This window comes from Streptomyces humicola, assembly GCF_024436035.1.
Lineage (GTDB): Bacteria > Actinomycetota > Actinomycetes > Streptomycetales > Streptomycetaceae > Streptantibioticus_B > Streptantibioticus_B humicola.
Genome location: NZ_JANFNG010000010.1, coordinates 1 through 18,840 on the forward strand (window position 1 = coordinate 1; position 18,840 = coordinate 18,840).

At 70.5% G+C, this 18,840-nt stretch carries 14 protein-coding genes; 5 read left to right on the top strand and 9 right to left on the bottom strand.

Annotation, left to right across the window (positions count from 1 at the left end; all coding sequences use genetic code 11):
- Positions 1-292: 292 nt before the first annotated feature.
- The 5 genes from NGB36_RS14835 to NGB36_RS14855 all read left to right on the top strand — a co-directional run bounded on the left by NGB36_RS14835 (position 293) and on the right by NGB36_RS14855 (position 5,786).
- The gene (locus NGB36_RS14835; protein WP_255920741.1) at positions 293-757 is read left to right on the top strand and encodes a hypothetical protein; all 465 of its coding nucleotides are present in this window, start codon (positions 293-295) and stop codon (positions 755-757) included.
- A 404-nt stretch (positions 758-1,161) separates the two neighbouring features.
- Positions 1,162-2,253: an AAA family ATPase gene (locus NGB36_RS14840; RefSeq protein WP_255920904.1), complete on the top strand. Its 1,092-nt coding sequence runs from the start codon at positions 1,162-1,164 to the stop codon at positions 2,251-2,253.
- Between the two features lie 91 nt (positions 2,254-2,344).
- Positions 2,345-4,147 carry a vWA domain-containing protein gene (locus NGB36_RS14845; protein ID WP_255920742.1) on the top strand — a complete coding sequence of 601 codons (1,803 nt, stop codon included), beginning with the start codon at positions 2,345-2,347 and terminating at the stop codon, positions 4,145-4,147.
- Positions 4,148-4,349: 202 nt separating this feature from the next.
- Positions 4,350-5,072 carry an SPDY domain-containing protein gene (locus tag NGB36_RS14850; RefSeq protein WP_255920743.1) on the top strand — a complete coding sequence of 241 codons (723 nt, stop codon included), beginning with the start codon at positions 4,350-4,352 and terminating at the stop codon, positions 5,070-5,072.
- Between the two features lie 216 nt (positions 5,073-5,288).
- Positions 5,289-5,786: a hypothetical protein gene (locus tag NGB36_RS14855; protein WP_255920744.1), complete on the top strand. Its 498-nt coding sequence runs from the start codon at positions 5,289-5,291 to the stop codon at positions 5,784-5,786.
- Between the two features lie 1,221 nt (positions 5,787-7,007).
- Here the strand turns inward: NGB36_RS14855 and NGB36_RS14860 are convergent.
- From NGB36_RS14860 to NGB36_RS14900, 9 genes are all read right to left on the bottom strand, one after another.
- Positions 7,008-7,781: an alpha/beta fold hydrolase gene (locus tag NGB36_RS14860; RefSeq protein ID WP_255920745.1), complete on the bottom strand. Its 774-nt coding sequence runs from the start codon at positions 7,779-7,781 to the stop codon at positions 7,008-7,010.
- Positions 7,782-8,024: 243 nt separating this feature from the next.
- On the bottom strand, positions 8,025-8,159 hold the full coding sequence (locus tag NGB36_RS14865; protein ID WP_255920746.1) for a hypothetical protein: 135 nt from the start codon (positions 8,157-8,159) through the stop codon (positions 8,025-8,027).
- Positions 8,160-9,542: 1,383 nt separating this feature from the next.
- Entirely contained in the window at positions 9,543-10,571 is a 1,029-nt protein-coding gene (locus NGB36_RS14870; RefSeq protein ID WP_255920747.1) for a hypothetical protein, read from the bottom strand.
- 157 nt (positions 10,572-10,728) lie between these two features.
- The gene (locus NGB36_RS14875) at positions 10,729-11,649 is read right to left on the bottom strand and encodes a hypothetical protein (protein ID WP_255920748.1); all 921 of its coding nucleotides are present in this window, start codon (positions 11,647-11,649) and stop codon (positions 10,729-10,731) included.
- On the bottom strand, positions 11,646-12,584 hold the full coding sequence (locus NGB36_RS14880; protein ID WP_255920749.1) for a C40 family peptidase: 939 nt from the start codon (positions 12,582-12,584) through the stop codon (positions 11,646-11,648). Before NGB36_RS14880 ends, NGB36_RS14875 begins: the two co-directional genes overlap by 4 nt.
- The gene (locus tag NGB36_RS14885) at positions 12,581-13,567 is read right to left on the bottom strand and encodes a replication-relaxation family protein (RefSeq protein ID WP_255920750.1); all 987 of its coding nucleotides are present in this window, start codon (positions 13,565-13,567) and stop codon (positions 12,581-12,583) included. The genes NGB36_RS14880 and NGB36_RS14885 overlap by 4 nt, the downstream gene beginning before the upstream one ends.
- 50 nt (positions 13,568-13,617) lie before the next feature.
- On the bottom strand, positions 13,618-16,020 hold the full coding sequence (locus NGB36_RS14890; RefSeq protein WP_255920751.1) for a type IV secretory system conjugative DNA transfer family protein: 2,403 nt from the start codon (positions 16,018-16,020) through the stop codon (positions 13,618-13,620).
- Complete coding sequence (locus NGB36_RS14895; protein ID WP_255920752.1) at positions 16,020-17,882, bottom strand: VirB4 family type IV secretion system protein; 1,863 nt, start codon at positions 17,880-17,882, stop codon at positions 16,020-16,022. The genes NGB36_RS14890 and NGB36_RS14895 overlap by 1 nt, the downstream gene beginning before the upstream one ends.
- Complete coding sequence (locus tag NGB36_RS14900; RefSeq protein ID WP_255920753.1) at positions 17,879-18,835, bottom strand: PrgI family protein; 957 nt, start codon at positions 18,833-18,835, stop codon at positions 17,879-17,881. Before NGB36_RS14900 ends, NGB36_RS14895 begins: the two co-directional genes overlap by 4 nt.
- Between the last annotated feature and the right edge of the window lie 5 nt (positions 18,836-18,840).

Sequence of the window (18,840 nt, forward strand, 5' to 3'; positions counted from 1 at the left end):
GGGCCGCGCCGGGGGCCGCGCCGGGGGCCGCGCCGGGGGCCGCGCCTGTGATCCGGTCGCGGAACACCGGACCCGCGACCATTCCCGTCGAGGACGCGTGAATTCACCAGATAAAGCGTCGTGAATTCACGAGAATTCCAGCATTATCAAGCCGAATTCTGGCTTCAGCGCGCCTGCGACCAGAGCTATATTTAAATTGTTCCCGGGGGAACCGGAAGGAGAAATCCCGCCGAAGCCTTTTGTGGGGAATTCCCGCGAGGGGTGGAGTGCGGCCAAAAATAGGAGGCTTTTGGTGAATGCAGAGCGGACGGTGAATGCGGTCGGATTGCGGCCGGATGATGCGGGGCAGGTGGTCGAGTTCGAAGCAGTCGTCACCCCGCAGATGCACGCCGCAGGGCTGGGGAGGCTCGGCGCGCTGGTCATCATTCACGGTGAACTCGCAGGGGTGGTGAACGGCCAGACGATGGGGCGGGCTTGGTCGCACGTGATGGTGCTGGCCGAGGTGACCACGGGCGGGATCGCGCGCCGGACGGCGGTGGAGCTGGTGCTCGGTTCCCACCGCACCGTCACCTTCACCGGCGAGCAGGGGCTTGGCTACGGCGTCCCTGTCCTCTACACCGCCGCGCCGGTCACCTGCGGCGGGTTGACGTTCATCCCGGGTGTCTACCGCGCCGTACCCGCGCCGGAGGATCCGCGCCGGTACGCCATCCGCTTCCACGGGGCCACCTACCTCCTGCCCGGCCCTGACGGGGCGTGAGCAGCAGGACGTGTCGGGTGCCGCCCGTGCGCCCCGTCTGCGGCGGGCGGCACATCACCGCCAACCCCTCTTGAGATGGAGCAGCCATGTTCGATGCGTCAGACGACAACGCCCCTGTGATTCCCCGCATCCCCGCGCCTCGCACGCCGGTGGAGACGATGCCCCACCCGCCGGGGAGGCGGCCCGGCCCCGCCGTGCCGCCGCCCGCACCGCCGAGCGAGAAGTAGCCGCCGCCCCCAGCCGCCTTGCCCCGTGATGCACACGATCGGAGTCATGCCGTGACCACGCCGCCGTCCACCGCCCAGCCCCGACCCCAGTCGGTTCCCGCCCAGCCTCCCGCTCCTGCCCCGTCCACCCCACCCACCGGAACGTCGAAAGCGCGCCCGGGTGAGTTGCGGGCCCGGATCGCTAGGATCCTTGCCGCGCACGCCAGTAGGGCGTTCACGGTGACGGAACTGTCCAAGCGGCTCGGGCATTCGGGCGGTGCGGTCGGCAATGCCTGCGAGACCCTCGTTGCGCGGGGCGAGGCCGACCGGGTCGGCAGTCAGCCGCGTACGTACCGGGCCACCGCTGCCACGGCTGCTGCGGCGCAGCGCGCGGTGGTCACCCCGCCCGGCCAGGCCCGCCCCAGGCCCACACTCGCGGCCTCCGTCCCGCCGACGACGGCGAGTTCGACGGCTGCCCCGACCGCGAATGGGAAACCGGCTCCGGTCACCCGCCCGAACGGGCAGCAGTACCACCCCAGGGCGCTGGCGAACCTGCCCGATGTCGAGGCGCTACGGAAGTTGCGGGAGGCGAACGTTGCAGTCCTGCTCTACGGCCCCCCAGGCACGGGCAAGACCTCCCTGGTCGAGGCGGCCTTTCCGGACCTGATCACGGTCGCAGGCGACGGCGACACCACCGTCGGGGACCTGGTCGGCGAATACACCCAAGACGAGGACGGCGGCTACAAGTTCATCTACGGGCCCCTGGTCACGGCGATGCAGGAAGGCCGGGCCCTCCTCCTGGACGATGCGACGCTGATCTCCCCGAAGGTACTCGCCGCCCTTTATCCGGCGATGGACGGCCGACGGCAGATCCAGGTCAAGGCCCACAACGGCGAGACCATCACCGCAGCCGACGGCTTCTATGTGATCGCCGGTCACAACCCGGGCGTGCACGGCGCGGTCCTCACCGAGGCCCTCGCCTCCCGGTTCAGCCTACAGATCCAGGTGGGCTCGGATTACGACCTCGCCGCTGCGTTGAAGATCAACCGGACGGCGGTGCGGATCGCCCGCAACCTCTCCCTCCAGCAGCAGGCAGGCGACATCGGCTGGTGCCCGCAACTGCGGGAGCTGCTCGCGTTCCAGAAGATCGCCGAGGTCCTCGGCACCGACGCGGCCTTCGCCAACCTGGTCGGCATCGCCCCGCTGGAGGACCGCGACACGGTCGCCGAGACGGTCACCAACGCCACCGGCCGCCCGGTGACCGCCCTCACCCTCGGCCCCCAACTCTGACCCACCCACCAATGGCCCGGGGCCCCGCGTCCCTCGTCCCGGCGCCCGGGTCACCCCCTACGCACCACCCCCGGAAAGGAACCGAACCACTATGCCTGCGCACCCGCACGTGATGCCCGCACCGCCCGCCGTGACCGACACCGAAGCCGATCTCGCCCGGTGGGAGGACGACGGCGGCCCCACCTACCAGCCGCTCGGGCCGCAGGCAGGGGAGTGGCTGCGTATCGCCGCCGCCCTCGGCGAACGGCTGCCGGAACTCGCCGGACGCGACGACATCATCGTCACCTGCCAGCACGGCACGCGCTCCGGCGCACCGGCCGCCTTCTACCCCACCACCCTCCAACTCGAGATCGATGCCAGCCTGTTCGCCCCGCTGCATCCGGCCACCATCGACCCGAATCGGACCGGGGATGAGGAGAACTACCCGGCCGCGTGGGGCGCCTTCACCCACGAGGCCGCTCACGCCGCCCACTCCCGCTGGACCACCCCGCCCTCCATGCGCGGCACCGCCGTGGACTCGGCAGCCCAACTGCTGGAGGAATCCCGCGCCGAACACGCCCACCTGACCCGCCGCCCCGGCGACCGGCGCTTCCTGCGATCCACCGTCCACACCCTGATCATGGAGGACTTCAACCACCAGAGCCCGGCCGATCGGTGGCAGGCGGGCGTGGCGGCAGGGCTGCTCCTAGCCCGCCGCGATGCCGGAATCCTGGACGAGGACGAGACCGAACCTATCGAGACCACCGTCACCAGCATCCTCGGCCAGGACCTTCTGGAGACCCTCGCCAACATTTGGCAGGCCGCCCACACCACGGCCGATGAGGACGGGGAGGCGATGCTGGAGCACGCGAAGGCGTGGTGCACAGCGCTCGACGCCGACCCCGCAGGTCCCGAACCGGTCCCCGACCCCACCGGCGGGCGCATCGGCGAGCTGGCCGAGGCGGTCGGCAAGGTCGCAGCCCAGGTGGCCGCGAACAACGCCGTCCAGGCCCGCGTCGAGGCCGCCCGCACCGCCCGCCAGCAGGCGAAAGCCGCCCAGTCCGCCCACGCACGGCAGGCGGCGAAGACGGCCGAGAAGGTCTTCAACCCCAGCCGCCGCCCGTACACCCCGGGCACGCCCGCCCGGGGCTGCCCGCCCCGCTCCCCGATCACCGGCACACGCACCCCCACCCGGACCGAGAAGACAGCCGCAGGCCAACTCGCCCGCGCACTACGCCAAGCCGCCTACCGGGAACGCACCACCACCGTCACCTCTGCCGCCGCCCCGCCGGGACGGTTGAACATGCGTCAGGCCCTCGCCCGAGATGCCCAGAAAGCGGCAGGCGCCACCCCGACCGCCACACCCTGGACCCGCACCGTGCACCAGCACGGTCCGACCCCGCCACTACGTGTGGGCATCGCGGTGGACGTCTCCGGCTCCATGGAGCTTGCTGCCGTACCGATGGCCTCGGCCGCCTGGATCGTCGCCAAAGCAACGGGCCTGACCGACCCCGACTCCCGCAGCGCGACCGTCGCCTACGACCAGTCGGTCACCGCCATCACCGCACCCGGCCGCACACCCAGCAGCGTCACCCAGTTCGACGCCGACGGGATGGGCCACAGCCTCGCCGAAGCCATCGACGCCCTCACCGCCGCAGTCGGCCTCACCCAACCCGGGACGGGGCGGCTGCTGGTGATCGCCTCCGACGGCTACTACAGCCCCAGGGAGGCCGCCCGGGCCGCCGCGCGCGTCACCGCCCTGCGCGCGACCGGATGCGCGGTGCTGTGGCTCGCCTTCGACGCCGACCCTACCCCGCTACCCGGCACCACCCTGCTCGAACTGGCCGACCCCGCCCAGGCCGCCACCGCCATCGGCAAGGCAGCGGTTGCCGCCCTCGCCACTACCCACACCTGACTCCGGACTCCCGGTGCCGCCCCGGCCCCGTCCGGGGCGGCACCAGCCGAACGCCGATTACGGCACGGAAGCAGGCCGCATCCCGCAGCGCCGCCCGCCGAACCCGACACGCTGCTCGGCCAGGCGGTCATCACCCGGCCCGTGCGGCACCCCCGGCTGCCCGCACCACCAACCATTCGCACTCACCACAGGAGTTGACCCCATGCACCCTCGGACCGACCCGTCCCGCCCGTACCTGATCGCACCGCGCTACCTTGCCGGGCCCAGCACCCGCGCCACCGGAACCCTGATCGACACCCTGGACCGAGCCGGATGGACCACCACCGGCTGCTGCGACACCACCGACACACTTTGGACCTCGCCGGACGGGCTGCGCTTTGCCAACCTCACTACGGACGGCACCAGGACACTGCCTGGCCGTGGCCCTGAAATCGCCTGGGAACTCGGCGCCCGCCGCACCAACGACATGAACCCGCTGTGGTCGGTCTCCTTCACCCCGGACACGCCGCCGGAGATCATCACCGACGTCGCCGCCACGCTCGCCGACGACAATCCGCCGCCCACAGGCCCCGAGCACCTCCCGCACTACCTGGCCCAACCCAACGATGCGCAGGCCGTCCGGCAGCCGCTGGCGGACGCCGGATGGTTCCGCGACATCGGCGAGGCCGAGACCGCCTGGTACTCCCCCTGCGGACAAGCCGTCCTCGTCGGCCCCCACGGCCGCAACCCCGACGGCAACAACTGGCTCGCCACCGCCCGGGAAGCGACCAGCATGAACGTGCTCTGGCTCGCCCTGGCCACCCCGCTGACACCCGACACCCTGATCACCGCCCTGTGCCGCGCCCTCACCAATCCGCAGCCGGTCGCCCGCACCCGTATCCCCGGCGCGCACGTCGGCCACGTCACCGTCACCCGCGCCACGTGACCGAACCACCCCACCACCCCGCCCCACCGGGGAACCGCCCGGGACAGCGACCAGATCATTGCCCTCGGTCTGAACCCAAGCCCCGGGCCACGTACCGGGCAGGTAAGCGTCCCGCGCAGGTGGTGCTGCGTCGGCCACCAGCCCCGCACCGGCGTGACACCCGTCTCGACTCGACGACATCGCAAAACCGCAAGAGATAACAGGAGACCTGTCATCATGGCTCTGCCTTTGACCGAACGTGCTGTGTGCACCGCCGCGTTCATCCGCCGCCACCGCACCAGCGACCTGAACCATCCCGACCACGCCGAGCAGCATCTGCGCGCCCGCCTGCGCCTGGCAGCTCTTCTCGGTCTGCCCTACCAGCGCGTCAACGCACCGTATCCGCTGGTCACCAGGGGCGGGCGCCACCCGCTGATCCTGACCGCCGCCGACCCCGCCGACCCGCACACCCGGTTGCAGTTCTATCTGCACGACGCCGCCGTCCCGGACGACACCTTCTATGCGATGGGCCCCTGCCCCGGCTGCGAGGCCCAGGTCCCCCTTCTCCCAGTCGCCGTCCTGGCTGACCTCGCCCAGCTCCTCAGCCCTGGCTCCACGCCTCGCAAGGTGCCGCTCGCGCCCGGCGATCCTGTCTACGCCACCCACCCCGCACACCCGCGCACCTGCCCCTTCCGCGCCGTCACCTCCCGCACGATGCCGCCCCGCACCCGCTGACCCCCGGCAGCCCGCCCCACCGCACCCGTGGTGGGTCGGGCCGTACTAAAAAGTAAGGACAACGCCGTGGGAATCCGGCCACGCACTGCATCGGCGCACGGTCACGCGCCCCGGCACCCCGGCTGGCACCCGGCGGCCCGCGTGACGGCGCGGCCCCCGGGACCGAGTTCGCTCGGTGGCACCGCGTCCCGTACCCTGCCCGGACTGCTGGGGGCCGTATGCCGGACCTACTCGTGAACACCCTTTGCGGTCGGGGCTGCCTGCGCGGCCAGACGGGTGACGTCGGGAGGCGGGCGGCACCTGGATCCCGTGGGGCCGCCGCCTGGCTGCTCACCGCCTTCCCCGCCCATCCCGCCGAACTCCTCGGCCCTGACCGCCGTCTGGGCCGCCGGCCCCCGCAGCGGAGGGTTCGCCGTGCGCCCCCCGCCAGGTAACCAGCAGCTCCTCCGCGTACGCCGCGTCGACGTCGCCCGTGCGTTGATCGATGGCCGAACTGGCGAGTGTCTCCCCGGGCCAGGCGTCGCCGGCAGATGAACGCAGCCGGGATGGCTTAACCGTGAGCGGCGGCACTTCCCCTGGGCAGTAGCCGGGAGACACGCAACCCCCTTCAAAGGCCGTTGGTTCTCGGCGGTCTTCATTTCTTTGTCAAACTTTGCGCCATTAGATGTATGTTTGATGCCTCTGTGGGTGTGTGGCGGTTGATCAGGGCACGACCGCGGTGTCGAGGAGGCCGCTGCGCAGGGCAGTGACTGGAGATCAAGGAGAGGGCAGGGCTGATCGTGGTACGCAACGCGCTGGTTGCCGGGGCAGCTGTGATGGTGGCGTGTGCGGCACCGGCTAGCGCCGCGGTGCCGCAGGCGGCAGCAAGCGCCGCCGAGGATGGGGTCGTGCCGTTGTGCACCATCACCGCGGGAACTGCGCCGGTCCGCTCCCAACCGCGCCCGGATTCCAGGACGGTTGCGGTGGCCCATCGTGGCGATGAGTGTTCACGTCTGGACGTGGGCACGAATGCCTCCGGCTGCTGGAACAAGATCAAACTGCGCGGGGGCAGCGTGGCGGGGTGGGTCCGTCACGAGCAGATGGAAGCGGCCCGGGACTCCCTTCCCATTTGCACCGATTAGCGACTCTTGGTCGATCAGCGCCTAGTCCGGGCTCACGTCGACGGCCGAACCTGCGGTCGCGGCACCGGCGCCCGACTGGCAAGCCGGGCGCCGATACCGCTCACGTCAGGCCGGCGAGGTGACCGCTCGGCCGAAATGCCGGGGCGAAGAACCGGACCGCGCTGTCGGCCTCGAACCGGGGCAGCTCTTTGTGCTTGCCCGAGTTCACGTGCAACGACTTCTCCTTCGAGGCGAAGGCGTCGAACAGCGCGAGCCCCTCCTCGCGCGAGATGTGCTCGTCGTCCCACTGCAGGTCGAACTCGATCGGGATGGTGATCTGCTTCGCCTTCTCGGCTAGGACGTCGGGCCAGTGCTGGCCGAAGACTGCGGCCGTGATCCTGGGTTCGATCGCCACCAACGGTACGCCGATCGCGGTGCCCATGTTGAGGCCCCAGAAGCCGACCAACGCGCCGGTGCCGATCTCGGGAAGTTCCTGGAGGGCATCCAGGGTCGCCTGGTACTCGGGCACCGCGAGTTCCGCCAGGTGGGCGTTGTAGCGCACGACGATCGGGCCTTCCGGCTCGCCCGCCGCCCTCGTCCGGAACAGCTCGGCGATTTCCGCCTCGTCGTGCGCCGTGCGCGGCCGGTCGCCGTGACCGGGAGCATCGATGACGGCGACGTGGAAGCCGAAGCCGGTCACGAGGCGCCGGGCGCGGCCGGACATCGCCGGGTGCTTCATGTGGTTGCCGCCGCCGTGGGCCATCAGTATCAGGGGCGCGCGATCGGCCGGGTTGGAGGCCGGCGACCAGAGGACGCCGGGGACGCCGCCCACGGTGAAGTCGCGTTCGAGGATGCCGTTCGACGACGACTCGGCGATGAACTGTAGAGAGTACATAGGTGTTGCCTTTCGGGAGTGCCTTGTTGTCGAGGCGCTCCCGGCGGCGACACTACGCGTCAGTCGCCAGCCGTGACGGGAAGGGGGAGCACCCTCGTCGATACAGCGTTCACGGGGTCTCACCTCCTCGGGCGGTGTCACGGTCGATTGAAAAGCTATCGGTTCGGTGATCATCGCTTCAACCGTTTTCCCCGCCCGGTGATCAGAACTCTAGCCAGGCCCAGGACCGGGATCGGTGGATTGTCAGCGTTTACCCGGGTCCGCGGCGTATTTGGGGCTGGCCCCCGGATGTTCCTGTGTCCGGTTGTCTGCGGTGTTCTGGTGGAAGCCGAGGAGGCGGCTGAAGACGCAGGAGGGCAGTTCGGTGGCGATGTCCATGAGCGAGGCTCGTCGGTGCCGCCGTGCAAGTTGAAGTCGCATGCAGGGTTTCGGTCGTTGAGGGAGATGACCACGTCGAACGCGTGGTGCGGGCCCGGGTGGGTGTCGGCCGCCGTGACGCCTTGGCGGGGCGGGACACCGGCTTGGGGGAAGGCGCCCGGCGGGCGGACGTGCCCAGGGTGGCCGGGCGCTGGCCAATGCCTTCCGGGCCTGGCTGGTTGCTGTGGCCGTTGAACCATGACCGGAACGTGATTCGTCCCGTATGAGGCGGTCGGCCGTAGCGCAATTGTGCGCCAGCCGTCTGGTTCGAGGGCCCAGGAGCCCTTACGAGCTTGTTCTATGCAATCCCTGCAGGAGGAGAATCTCGTGTATCGCCGAGTCATGACGCTTTTCGGAGTCGTTGCCTGCGTCATCGCTATGGCCCCCTCGGCAAGCGCCGCAACCGCCGGATCCAGGGAGGAATCTTGCACCGCGTCCATCAACTACCCGCACCGGTCGTCGGGTGCTCCTGACGGAAGGATCTTGTTCAAGACCCGGGAACCTGCATAGGTGGCTGGCCGTCGGTAAAGGTTCACATAGACGGGGAATTGCTTGAAGGGCCTCCCAACGGGAGGAAAGTCGTCGTAGCGGCGTCCGGTGAGTCGCAGCAGGTCACAAGTGGCGGCAAACCGGTGACGTTCTACACGCCGACGCCCGGCGGGCGTCAGGTGTACCGTGCTGGCTGGTATACCGCCGAGGTCACCGGAGAGATCATCGCGCCCGTGCGCGGGAGCATGGGTGAGTGGAATTCACGACCCATCTACATCAAGTAATCGATAAGCAGCCGCTCCAGCCGCAGGGGGTGATCTTATGCAGGTCCGGTCCGTAGACCCGCGATATATGAAGTGGGAAGTGGATCACGCTCAATACCGGGTCTACTTCTGGGATACGTCCGCGATCACTTCGCATGAGTACGAGGTAACAGGCGCCGATATCGAGGAAGTTCTGGCCTGGGCACAGAGCACAGCGCAAAGCCGCGAGTGGTTGTACACCGTCTACGTGAAGGTGGACGATGACGGGCAGCCGGGACTGGTACGTCTGAGCGGAGTCTTGGGAGACCTCTTCGCGAGCGCCATGGATCCGGCCCGGCCCCCAGGACGTGGGCGCTTCCGTAACCATGCATATCAGCGACGAGGGTGATGCCAGTGCTGACCAGGCACGGGGCACCGCCACTTCCGCGACGGTCTTCATCAACGACGAAGACGATCGCTGAGGCGGGAGTTGTCGTTCTTGATCACGGGGTTTCCGTCCGTCGTCGCGGTGGCGGTGACGTTTTTCCAACGGCGGAGGGGACGGGGCCGTCGACGCTCGCTGATGCGGCGTCGACGGCCTGCTTCGATCCATCTACCGGGCTTGTGATTGCGGGTCGTGCTCGTCCGCTGTGGCTGCGGTGAACCGCCGGGGCTTCTCCCCGGTCCGCCGTGCCAGCCCGAGTGCTACCAGCCGGTCCAGGGCATTGCTGATCGCGCCTGAGGACGCCCCCAACTGCCGCGACAGCCCGGTCGGCCCCCATTCCTCGCCGGGCCGGTCCCGCAGGAACGTCAGTACGCGGCTGCGCAGTTCACCCGGCGCCCGACGCTGCTTGCCGCCGTAGACGGCAGTGGCCCGGAACGGGGGGCTGTCGTCACCTGCGGTGTCCGTCTCCGCCTGCCCGTCGGAGACCAGCTCCGCGAGTGCCGCGGCGACTGTTTCATCGGCCATCGCTGGCCTGCGGCTGCCACTGGACGACTCGTCGTCACCCGCCCGTACTTCGGGGGACGGGGCCGGTGTGGGTGTGCCGTCGGGCTGCTCTGTGGTGGTGGGCAGGGGCGCGGTGGGCGCCTGCGTGCCGTGATCGTCACGGCTGCCGTCGTGGCTGGTGTGTGGGGTAGTGGTGTCCGACCGGGGCTCGGGGGGTGTCTTGCGCTGGCCGCTGGATTCGGGTGTGCCGTCGACGCTGGTGATGGTGGGACGGTCGGGGCTCGGCTCCGGTTCTGGCGCGGTCGGGGGCTGTTGGGTGACGTCGGCGGCGGTCTGGGCGGTGGCGGAGGGTGCTTCCGTCTGTGGCTCGCAGTGCGGTGTGGTGGCCGGTTGGCTGTCGGGGGATCGGGAGACGTCGGGGCTGGGGGCGGTGGTGGCGTACCAGCGGTCCGGCAGACGCCGCTTGCCGTCGAACCCGCCGGGGTGACGGTGTGTCATGCCGCTGGTTTCGAGGGCGGTGAGGGTCTTTCCGGCGGTGGAGCGGCCGATCTGGGCGGTGGTGGCGAGTTCGGCGGCGGTCGCTCCGGGCATCCGGGTGAGTGCGGCCCACAGCCGGGCCTGGGCGCCGGTGAGCGCGGTGGGATCTGGCGTGGTGGGAGACGGGGTTTCGGGTTGGTGGGTGAGGGTGGACATGCTGGGACCTCCACGAAGATCGCGGTTAGGGTGGGGTCCCCGGCCGGGGTGCGGCGTGGTGCCGCTGGGTGCCGTCGGGTGCGTGCGCATCGTCGTGTGTTCCCGATTCGGCGTTGTCACCCATCAAGCCGTGGAACGCGCCATCCAGTCAAGCGGTTCATCGCCCCTGGTCACAAGGCATTTGGGAGTGCCCCCAGGAGCAGTCCCGGGAGTGCTCCCCGGGGGCGGGAGCACTCCGGGGATGGGGTGTGGGAGCGGTCCTGGAGGGATTTGCATCGAGTTGAGTGCGCAGTGCTTTGGCGCGGGCGTGGCCGATGCGCAGTGTGCGTTTGAGTTGACGGATGCTCATCGGGTAGCCGGTGCGGGAGCGGTGTTCGGTATCGAGCCGGAGGGCGTGGGCGAATACCTGGCCGCCAGCATGGTGACCGGGGGGTGGCTGGTCATGTGGTGCTGCCGGGGCTGTCGCGGGGCCGGTGTCGGGCAGGTGTGGGCCGCCGTAGGCCGCAACGGATGGCGGCCGCGGGCCCGGTGACGCTCCCGGCGGGAGGGTGCTCCCGGCGCGGGTGCTCCCGAGGACTGGGCCGGGGAGCGGGTGGTGTTGTCCGGGACGCAAGGGTTCGTCAGCGGTGTCCTTCAGGAGGGTGGTGATGCGGTTGCGGTAGGCGGCGACGGTCTCGGTGAGGAGAATCAGGAGCACCGGCGGCACCGTGTGGAGGAGCACCCCTGCCGGGTCGGCATGGCGGGGCCAGCCGATACGGTCGTCGGGCCAGATCGAAGTCCAGGCGTTCATCACGGTCGCGGTGACCCCGGTGAACCAGCGCAAGGCCGCAGACCAGCCGGGCGGTGGTACGCCCCAGGAGGCGAGCCGGGCGTCGGCGAGGAGCACCGCGGATAGTGCGAGGGCGACCATCGGGTCCAGCAGCATGGCTACCGGCCAGGGGATGTGGTGGGCGGTGGCGAAGCCGGTGACGTTCACCGCGGTGAAGACGGCCGCCAAGGTGGCGACACCGGCCAGCGCGCGGGTCAGCGCCGCCAGCAACGCTGCCGCTTCCCTGGCACTTGGCGGGCTGCTGGTCATGGCCGGGCATCCGAGGGCCGTACCGCGCCGAGATAGTCGTCCCCGGCGAAGCGGAATGGCTCTTCGCGGATGACGTGGTGCGGGCGTGGAGCATCGATCATCAATCCGTTCCCCTCGTAGATTCCTACGTGGTGCACGTGGGAAGGCGTGCCGTAGAAGACGAGGTCTCCGGGAAGCAGCGGTTCTCCGTCTGGCACGCGGGGGCTGGTGTTGTACTGGTCCTGGGCGACGCGAGGCAGCGGGATGCCGGCTGCGGCGTAGGCGGCTTGGGTCAAGCCGGAACAGTCGAACCCGGTGTTCCGACGGGCGGGTCCGTCTCCGCCCCACTGGTAGGGGCGTCCGATCTGGGCACGGGCGAAGGCGATGGCGATGGCTGCCCGCCAGGTGCGCACACGCAACGCGCCTCCTGGGCCTGCAGGTTGGCCCCCGGCCGCGTAGGTGGCGGCAATATGCAGCACCTGGTATGTGTAATCGGCATCATGGTTGAAGGCGTAGACCGCTCCACGTAGGTTCCAGTCGGCGCCGTTGGCGCACAGCAAGCGGGTGGCGGCGTAGACGGCGTCGACCGGATCCCAGGGGGTGGGCGGCATCTTCCCGCCGGGGGGCACGGGGTAGGCGTAGGCGCGGAAGGTGGACGGCAGGAATTGCATCGGTCCGACGGCGCCTGCCGAGGAGAGCTGATCGGGGTTGCGCGCGTGGTCGGTCTCGACCTTGCCGATGGCGGCAAGGATCGTCCAGGGCAGGCCCGGACACTGGGCGGCGGCCTGCTGGTAGAGCGCGAGCATGGACGGCGGGATGTCGGTCAGTGCCTGCTGGCTCGGAGCTGCCGACACACCGCCGCCCAGCAGCGCGGCGATGGCCAGTGCGGCCAGCAGCGGCAGGGCGAGGACCGCGCATCCGATGCCGCCGGTGGTCTTGAGCAGCAGTGAACTCATGGCCTGTCCTGGGATGCGGGTGGTAGCGGGGGGACGGGAAGGGTCAGGGCGGTGTCGGCGTCGGTCGGCTCCAGTCCCGTGGCCGGGGTGAGGCCAGGCCAGCGGGCGGCGAGGTCGGTGAGTGTGGTGCGCCGGGTGTCGTCGGGGGGAAGTGCGCTCCAGCACGGGCCCCATGGCTCGGTGGTGGTGAAGTCCGCCGAGGATGTGGCGATGTTCAGGCCTAGTTCGCGGGCGGGGCCTGTGAGGCGGCGGCGCAGGGCGTGGTCGCGGGAGGCGGTACAGGTGTGGATGAGCACAGCGGGGCGGGCGCCGGTGGTGGTGAAGGCGGCGTAGCCGGCGAGTTTGGCCTCGACGCGGGCGAGGGAGTAGCTGCCGGTGTCGTATTCGAGGAAGAACGGCAGCACCTGCTTGCCGTCGCACCAGTGGGCGTAGGCGTCGGGACGGATGATGTCGCCCCAGCGGCGTGCGCAGGAACGTTCCGACACCCACAGCACAAGTGCGGTGCCGGGGCTGGTGAGGGCACGGGCTGCGAGCAGAGTGAGCAGTTCGTTGACGCCGAGGTCGTGGCCGAGGGAAGGGGAGTAGGCGATGCGGCCGGTTGTGGTGGGGCGCCACCCCAGGGCTGCCCTGTCGAGTCCGGCGTGGGCGGCGAGCAGGGCGGCGCCGAGGGGGCCGAGGGTGTAATGCTCGGGGGCGGAGCCGGTTTGGGTGAGAGGGCGGAAGGAGTCCACGACGGCGTGGTGGTGCACAGTGCGCAGGCGGCGCTGGGCGGAGCGCAGGGAGGTGTAGGCGAGGCGCGCGATCTGATGCGTGGTGAGTACCCGGTGTTCGTGCAGCATGCGTACCAGCCACATGTCACGGGTGGTGAGAAGGCGGGCGAGGCCGGCGATGTCGTGGTGCTGGATGGGGCGGGGGCGGGTGGTGGCGGCGCGGGCGGTGTAGCGGGAGCCGGGGCCGTAGGCAGGGCGTGGCAGTGCGGGCACGAGTGGGCCTCCAACCGGTGCGTGGGAGTTGAACTGGCGAGCGGGGGTGTTCAGGGACGGGTGGCCGGTCGCGGGCCGCTGCGGGCGGCGGCGGTGCGCAGACCCCTCGCGCGGCCGGGCACCGGGGGCGGCAAGGGGCGGGTAGTGAGCGTGAACGCTGCGGCTTCGGCGCCATCTGCGAGAAGGTGAGCGGCAGCCTGGTAGGGGCCGAGGTGGGCGAGGTCATGCGCCCCCAGGGTGGGCAGCGTGTGCTGCTCCAGAGCGCCCGCGTCTTCGGGAGAGGTGTTGAAGAAGACCTTGTTGCGGGCGTTGGCGGAGATCCCTTCACGCAGGTCACGCGGGAGCTGCGCGAGGTGCTGGTGGGCCAGCAGCATCGACAGGCGGTAGCCGCGGGCTTCGGCGAGCATGTCCTCCAACGGATACGGGAGGGCGAGGAAGTTGTGGGCCTCGTCGATGCTGAGCGTGGCGTCGATGCGGGCGTGTTCGGGGGTTCGGGCGCGGGCGGCTGCGGCCTGCCAGGCGCCGGCGACGATGAACGATCCCAGCAGCCGTGCGGTCTCCTCACCGAGCGCGCCTTTGGGAAGGCGGGCCAGCAGGATGCCGCCGTCGAGGATGCGGGTGAGGTCGAAGGTGGAAGGGCCGGCGGCGATCGCGCGGCGGGCGAAGTCGCGTAGCAGGAAGGCGCGCAGTTTGTTCATGACCGGGCCGACCGCGGCGGCGCGGGAGGGGTCGGACAGTTGCTCGTACCAGGACCAGAAGCCGCGTAGCACAGGGTCTTTGAGGGCGGGGACGATGCGCAGCCGGTAGGCGCTCTCTCCCAGCAGGCGGGGCACGTCTGCGAGGGTGACCAGTTGGCCGGTGCGGTCGCGGTGTTTGAGCAGGGTCAGGCAGGCGGCGCGCATCAGGTCGTCGGTGCGCGGTCCCCAAAACGCAGTGAAGATCCGGCGGAAGATTCCGGTGATGTTGTCCACGACGACGTCGTTGTCGGTGCCGTCGAGGACATTCAGGCAGGGGGGTGAATGCCGGTCGTCGGGGTCGATCAGGACCAGGCGGTCGGCGCAGCTGTCCGGCAGCCGGTCCAGCAGGTCGTTGACCAGATCACCTTTGGGGTCGATGACGATGACGCCGCGGTGGTTGCGGACATCGTCGAGGGCGAGGTTGGCGATCAGGGTGGACTTGCCGGAGCCCGTCGCGCCCATGACGTGCAGGTGGTGTCGGGCATCGGCCACCGCCAGGCCGACACCGCGGCGGGCGCCGGTGTCACAGCGTCCCAACGGCTTGACCCCGGAACCGGGTGCGGGTTCGGGGACGGCCGGTGGTGGCAGGACGGAGCGGGCCCCGGCCCGCTGCAGGCCCGGGGCGTCCGCATCTGCGGGAAGGTGGGCGAGCGCGGCGAGTTCCGGAACCGACAGCAGCATCGCGCATGGGCGGGCGGGGAAGTGCCGGGCGCCCAGTTGCGGCTCGGGGTGGCGCAGCCTGGTGCGGGCGAGGTAGTTGCGGTCGGAGTACAGGCCGAACGCGGAGGCGATCCCGTGGGCCCGCCCACGGGCCGCATCCCCTGCCCGCTCATCTTCCCGGCTGCAGGTGGCGGCGTAGGTGAGGACGCAACTCCACTGGGGGCCAGCGAGTTTGGCTGCCACCTGCCGTACCGCAGCGGAGTGTTCCGGGTCCAGCCTGCCGGTGGCGACGGGCTGCGGGCGGTGGAAGAGGAACGCGGCCAGAGCCGGCAGGCGGGAAGCAGACTGTCCGGCTTTCAGCCGACGGGCCTGGCGGCGGGCTCGGCGCAACGCGCTGCCGGTGGCGGGCCGGGCCAGGATCTGCACACACGCGGACTCGCCCTCGCCCATGCCGGTTGCAGCCTGCAGCAGCGCGCGCAGCGGGTCGCTGTCGTGGTCGGTACGCAGCGGCAGCACCGTGGGGCGGGCTGGACGCAGCCGCCCGGCCGCCACCACATGCCCGCCGGGGACCAGGGGCGGCGCGTCGGTGACGCGGGTATGGGCGCCAGGCCAGGCAGCCTCCACCGCCCGGCGCACCAACCCCAGCGGAACCCGGCCCGGCACCCACAACCGGATGCACAACCCCGCAGGCGACCAGGCGTACTCGAAGGCGAGGTGCGGCTGGCCGGCGGTCATCCGGCGCCACCACGGACGCAGCAACCCCGCCAACGAAGCCCACAGGACCTCACCACCCCGGGCAGCGACCCTGGGCGGGGCGAGGATCTCCACACACCGCGCGCCATCGGCGAACTGGCCGTGACGCCACAGGCCCAGCCGGTGCCGCAGCAGCAAACCGCCGACCACGGCAACGAAAGCACATGGGGCGAGGAGGGGCGCACACGCGCCGAGCCAGCCGAGACCCGCGCGAAGGGTGGCCGTCCAAAAGCCACCCGGGTCAGTCAGGAAGCGCACCAGCGGCCCGTCCGGCCGCACGACGGTGAGCGGCACGTACGGCATCACGACTCCCACCCCGCCCCCGCGCTGCTGCCCAGCGGCCCGTCGTCGTACCGGTCATCGGTGCCGGGGAAGGTGTCCTGGGCGGCGAGTTCGCCGGGGTCTGTGGTGATGACCTCGTGTTCGCCGGGCGCGGCGACGCTGATGAGCGCGGCTTTGTGGCGGCGGTCCCCGGTCAGCAGCAGGGCCTCGCCGCGGCCTGCGGCGAGCAGGTATTCCCGTTCGCCCTGGCAGAGGTGGAAGTTCTCACTGATGGTGTCGATGGCCTGCGGGGCCTGGCGGAGAAGGATCTGGGTGGCCGCGTTGGAGACGATCGCCCGGCCCAGGTCACTGGTGAGGACGTCGTCGGCGTCCTGGGTGACCACCGCGAGCCCGGTCCAGTACTTGCGGGCGGCCTTCGCCATGCGGAACAGGAACTTCGCCCCCGCGCCGTCGCGCATCAGCAGCCACGCCTCGTCCACCACTACCAGATGACGGCCGTGCTCGGCACGGCAGGTGACCTGCCGCCAGATTGCGTCCAGGGCGAGCAGCATTGCAGGGGCCTTGACCTCTTCCGTCAGCTGCCGCAGCGCGAAGACGACCAGATGCCCGGTGGCTGGGGTGGTGGTGTGGCCGTTGAACAGCTGCGCATGCGAGCCGGTGGTATACGGAGCAAGCCGGTCGCCGAGAGCGGCAGCCGCCTGGCTGCCGTTCTCGGCCAGAACAGCAGCCAGGTCCGTGAGGGTGGGCGGGGTGCGCCGCCAGGTCCGCGGATCAGCCGTGATCCCGACGCGTGTATAGGTAGCGAGGAGTGCCGTGTCCAGCAGGGCCTTCTCTGCGGCGGTCAGCTCAGCGCCGAGCAGGACAGCCAGGAAGGTGTGCAAAAACAGCACCCGCCGCGTGAGGACATCCTCCCCGCCGTCACCCCCTGCCGCTGTGGGGAGGTCGAACGGGTTGAGGCGTACCCCGTCGGCGCCGAGTGCGATGACGGTGCCACCAACCGTTTCGGCGAGGCGGACGTATTCGTCCTCCGGGTCGATAACCGAGGCGGTGGCTCCAGTGAACAGCAGCCGCAGCAGTTCGAGTTTGGTCAGGTAGGACTTTCCGGCGCCGGAGCGGGCCAGGGTGATGGAGTTGTAGTTGTCCTGGGAGAAGCGGTCCCACATCACGGGGGCGCCGGAGGCGGTATTCAGCCCGTACAACACCCCGGAAGCTGCGCCGTCGGTGCTGGTGGTGATAGGCAGGTCGGGGCTGGTGAAGGGGAAGCAGGCCGCCAGCGCCGCGGTGTCGAAAGTACGCCGTACCTTCAGTGTGTCGATGCCGAGGGGGAGGGTGGCCAGCCAGCCCGGCAGGGCCCTGTACGTGGTCGGTGCGACCGTCATCAGCAGCGACTCGGCGACCGCACGCACGGCGGCGGCCTGCTCGGCCAGGGTCTCCTCGTCCGGTGCGTGCACCGTTAGATAAAGGGAGAAGTGGAAGAGTTTTCCCTCACCGCGGGCGATGCGGTAGGCCAGATCGGCGGCGTCCGCGGCGGCGGCCTCCACCTCCGGATCGTCCAGGTGCCCCCTGTCGAAACCGTGACGCCGCCCGGACTCCAGCCGGGCACGCTGCTTCTTCAAACCAGCGGCGGCCACCGGGTTGGGGACGGGTTCGATATGCAGCGCGATGTCGAGGTGGCCGGGGAAGTTCAACAACGGGGCGAGCCAGCCGGGGGTGACCTCGGCCGGGTAGCCGGTGACCACCAGGGTTGTGGCCAGGTGCCCGCCGACGGCCACGGTCCGGGCATGCACCTCAAGAGCCTCCGGCCCGGCCACCTGAAGCAACCGGGCGCCGTCGACGACCCGCCCGTGACTCGGGGTACGGCGGTTGAAGCGGAGTCGGGTCATGTGAGCTCACCGTCCAGAAGAAGATCGTCGTGGGGTGGTGTGGGGGTGTCGGGGTTGCGGGCCGCACTGACCAGACCGGCGCTCTGCTCGGCGTTCAAGGGGGTGACGGTGACCTCGGCGGCGGCCAGCGCGCGGGTCGCCTCATCGAGACGCTGCAGCACCCGCCCTCCGCCGTTGCCGTCTCGCGGGCCGTGGGGCGCGGCGTGCTCACGGGCGACCAAGACGATCTGTCGGCCGAGGAGGTTGCCGGCGGCGGCCAGGCCGTGCAGGAAGTCGGCGTGGGCGCGGGCTGCCGTCTCCAGTGCCGGGTGCACAAGCCCGGCGGCTTCCTCCTGCAAGGTGTCGGCGAGCGGGGCGAGGTCGATGCGGTGGCAGCGGACCAGTAGCTGGGTGGGTCCGGTCAACGAGTTGAGCCAGCGCGCGAAGGCGGTGGTCAGCTGCTGCTGTTCGGCTCCCGAGCGCAACTCGAAGTTGACCGTGGAGCACGTCGCCACCGCCGCGGTTCCCTCGCCTCGCAGGTCGAGCACCCCGCCTCGGGTGATGCCGTCGACCGGCATCTCCATCGCGACTGGCACAGGCCCTGCAGCCTGGACCCAGCGGCCGGGAACGAGGTCGGGCAGTGGTGGGATGCCGTCGGGGGCATGCACCCGGCGCTTCGGGGTGCGTGCGTGGGCCAGGGCAGCGGCCAGGAAGCGGTCCAGGCCGATGCCTTCGCGCTGGCCGAGAGTGAGCGCGGCCACCGCCCCGGCCACCGGAACCACCATGACCACGTAGGCGAGGGGCGCCATGAACGGCCGTGTGGCCCAGTACCCGCCGTACAGCACGAGCGCGGCGATGGCGAGGATGGCGGTCTGCCGGGCGGTGAAAGGGCCCAGGAGACGGTCGGGACGGGAGATGTCAGCGGGAATACGCGTGGGATTGCGATCGCCTGACGAGACGTCGGCCGGATTCATGGGTC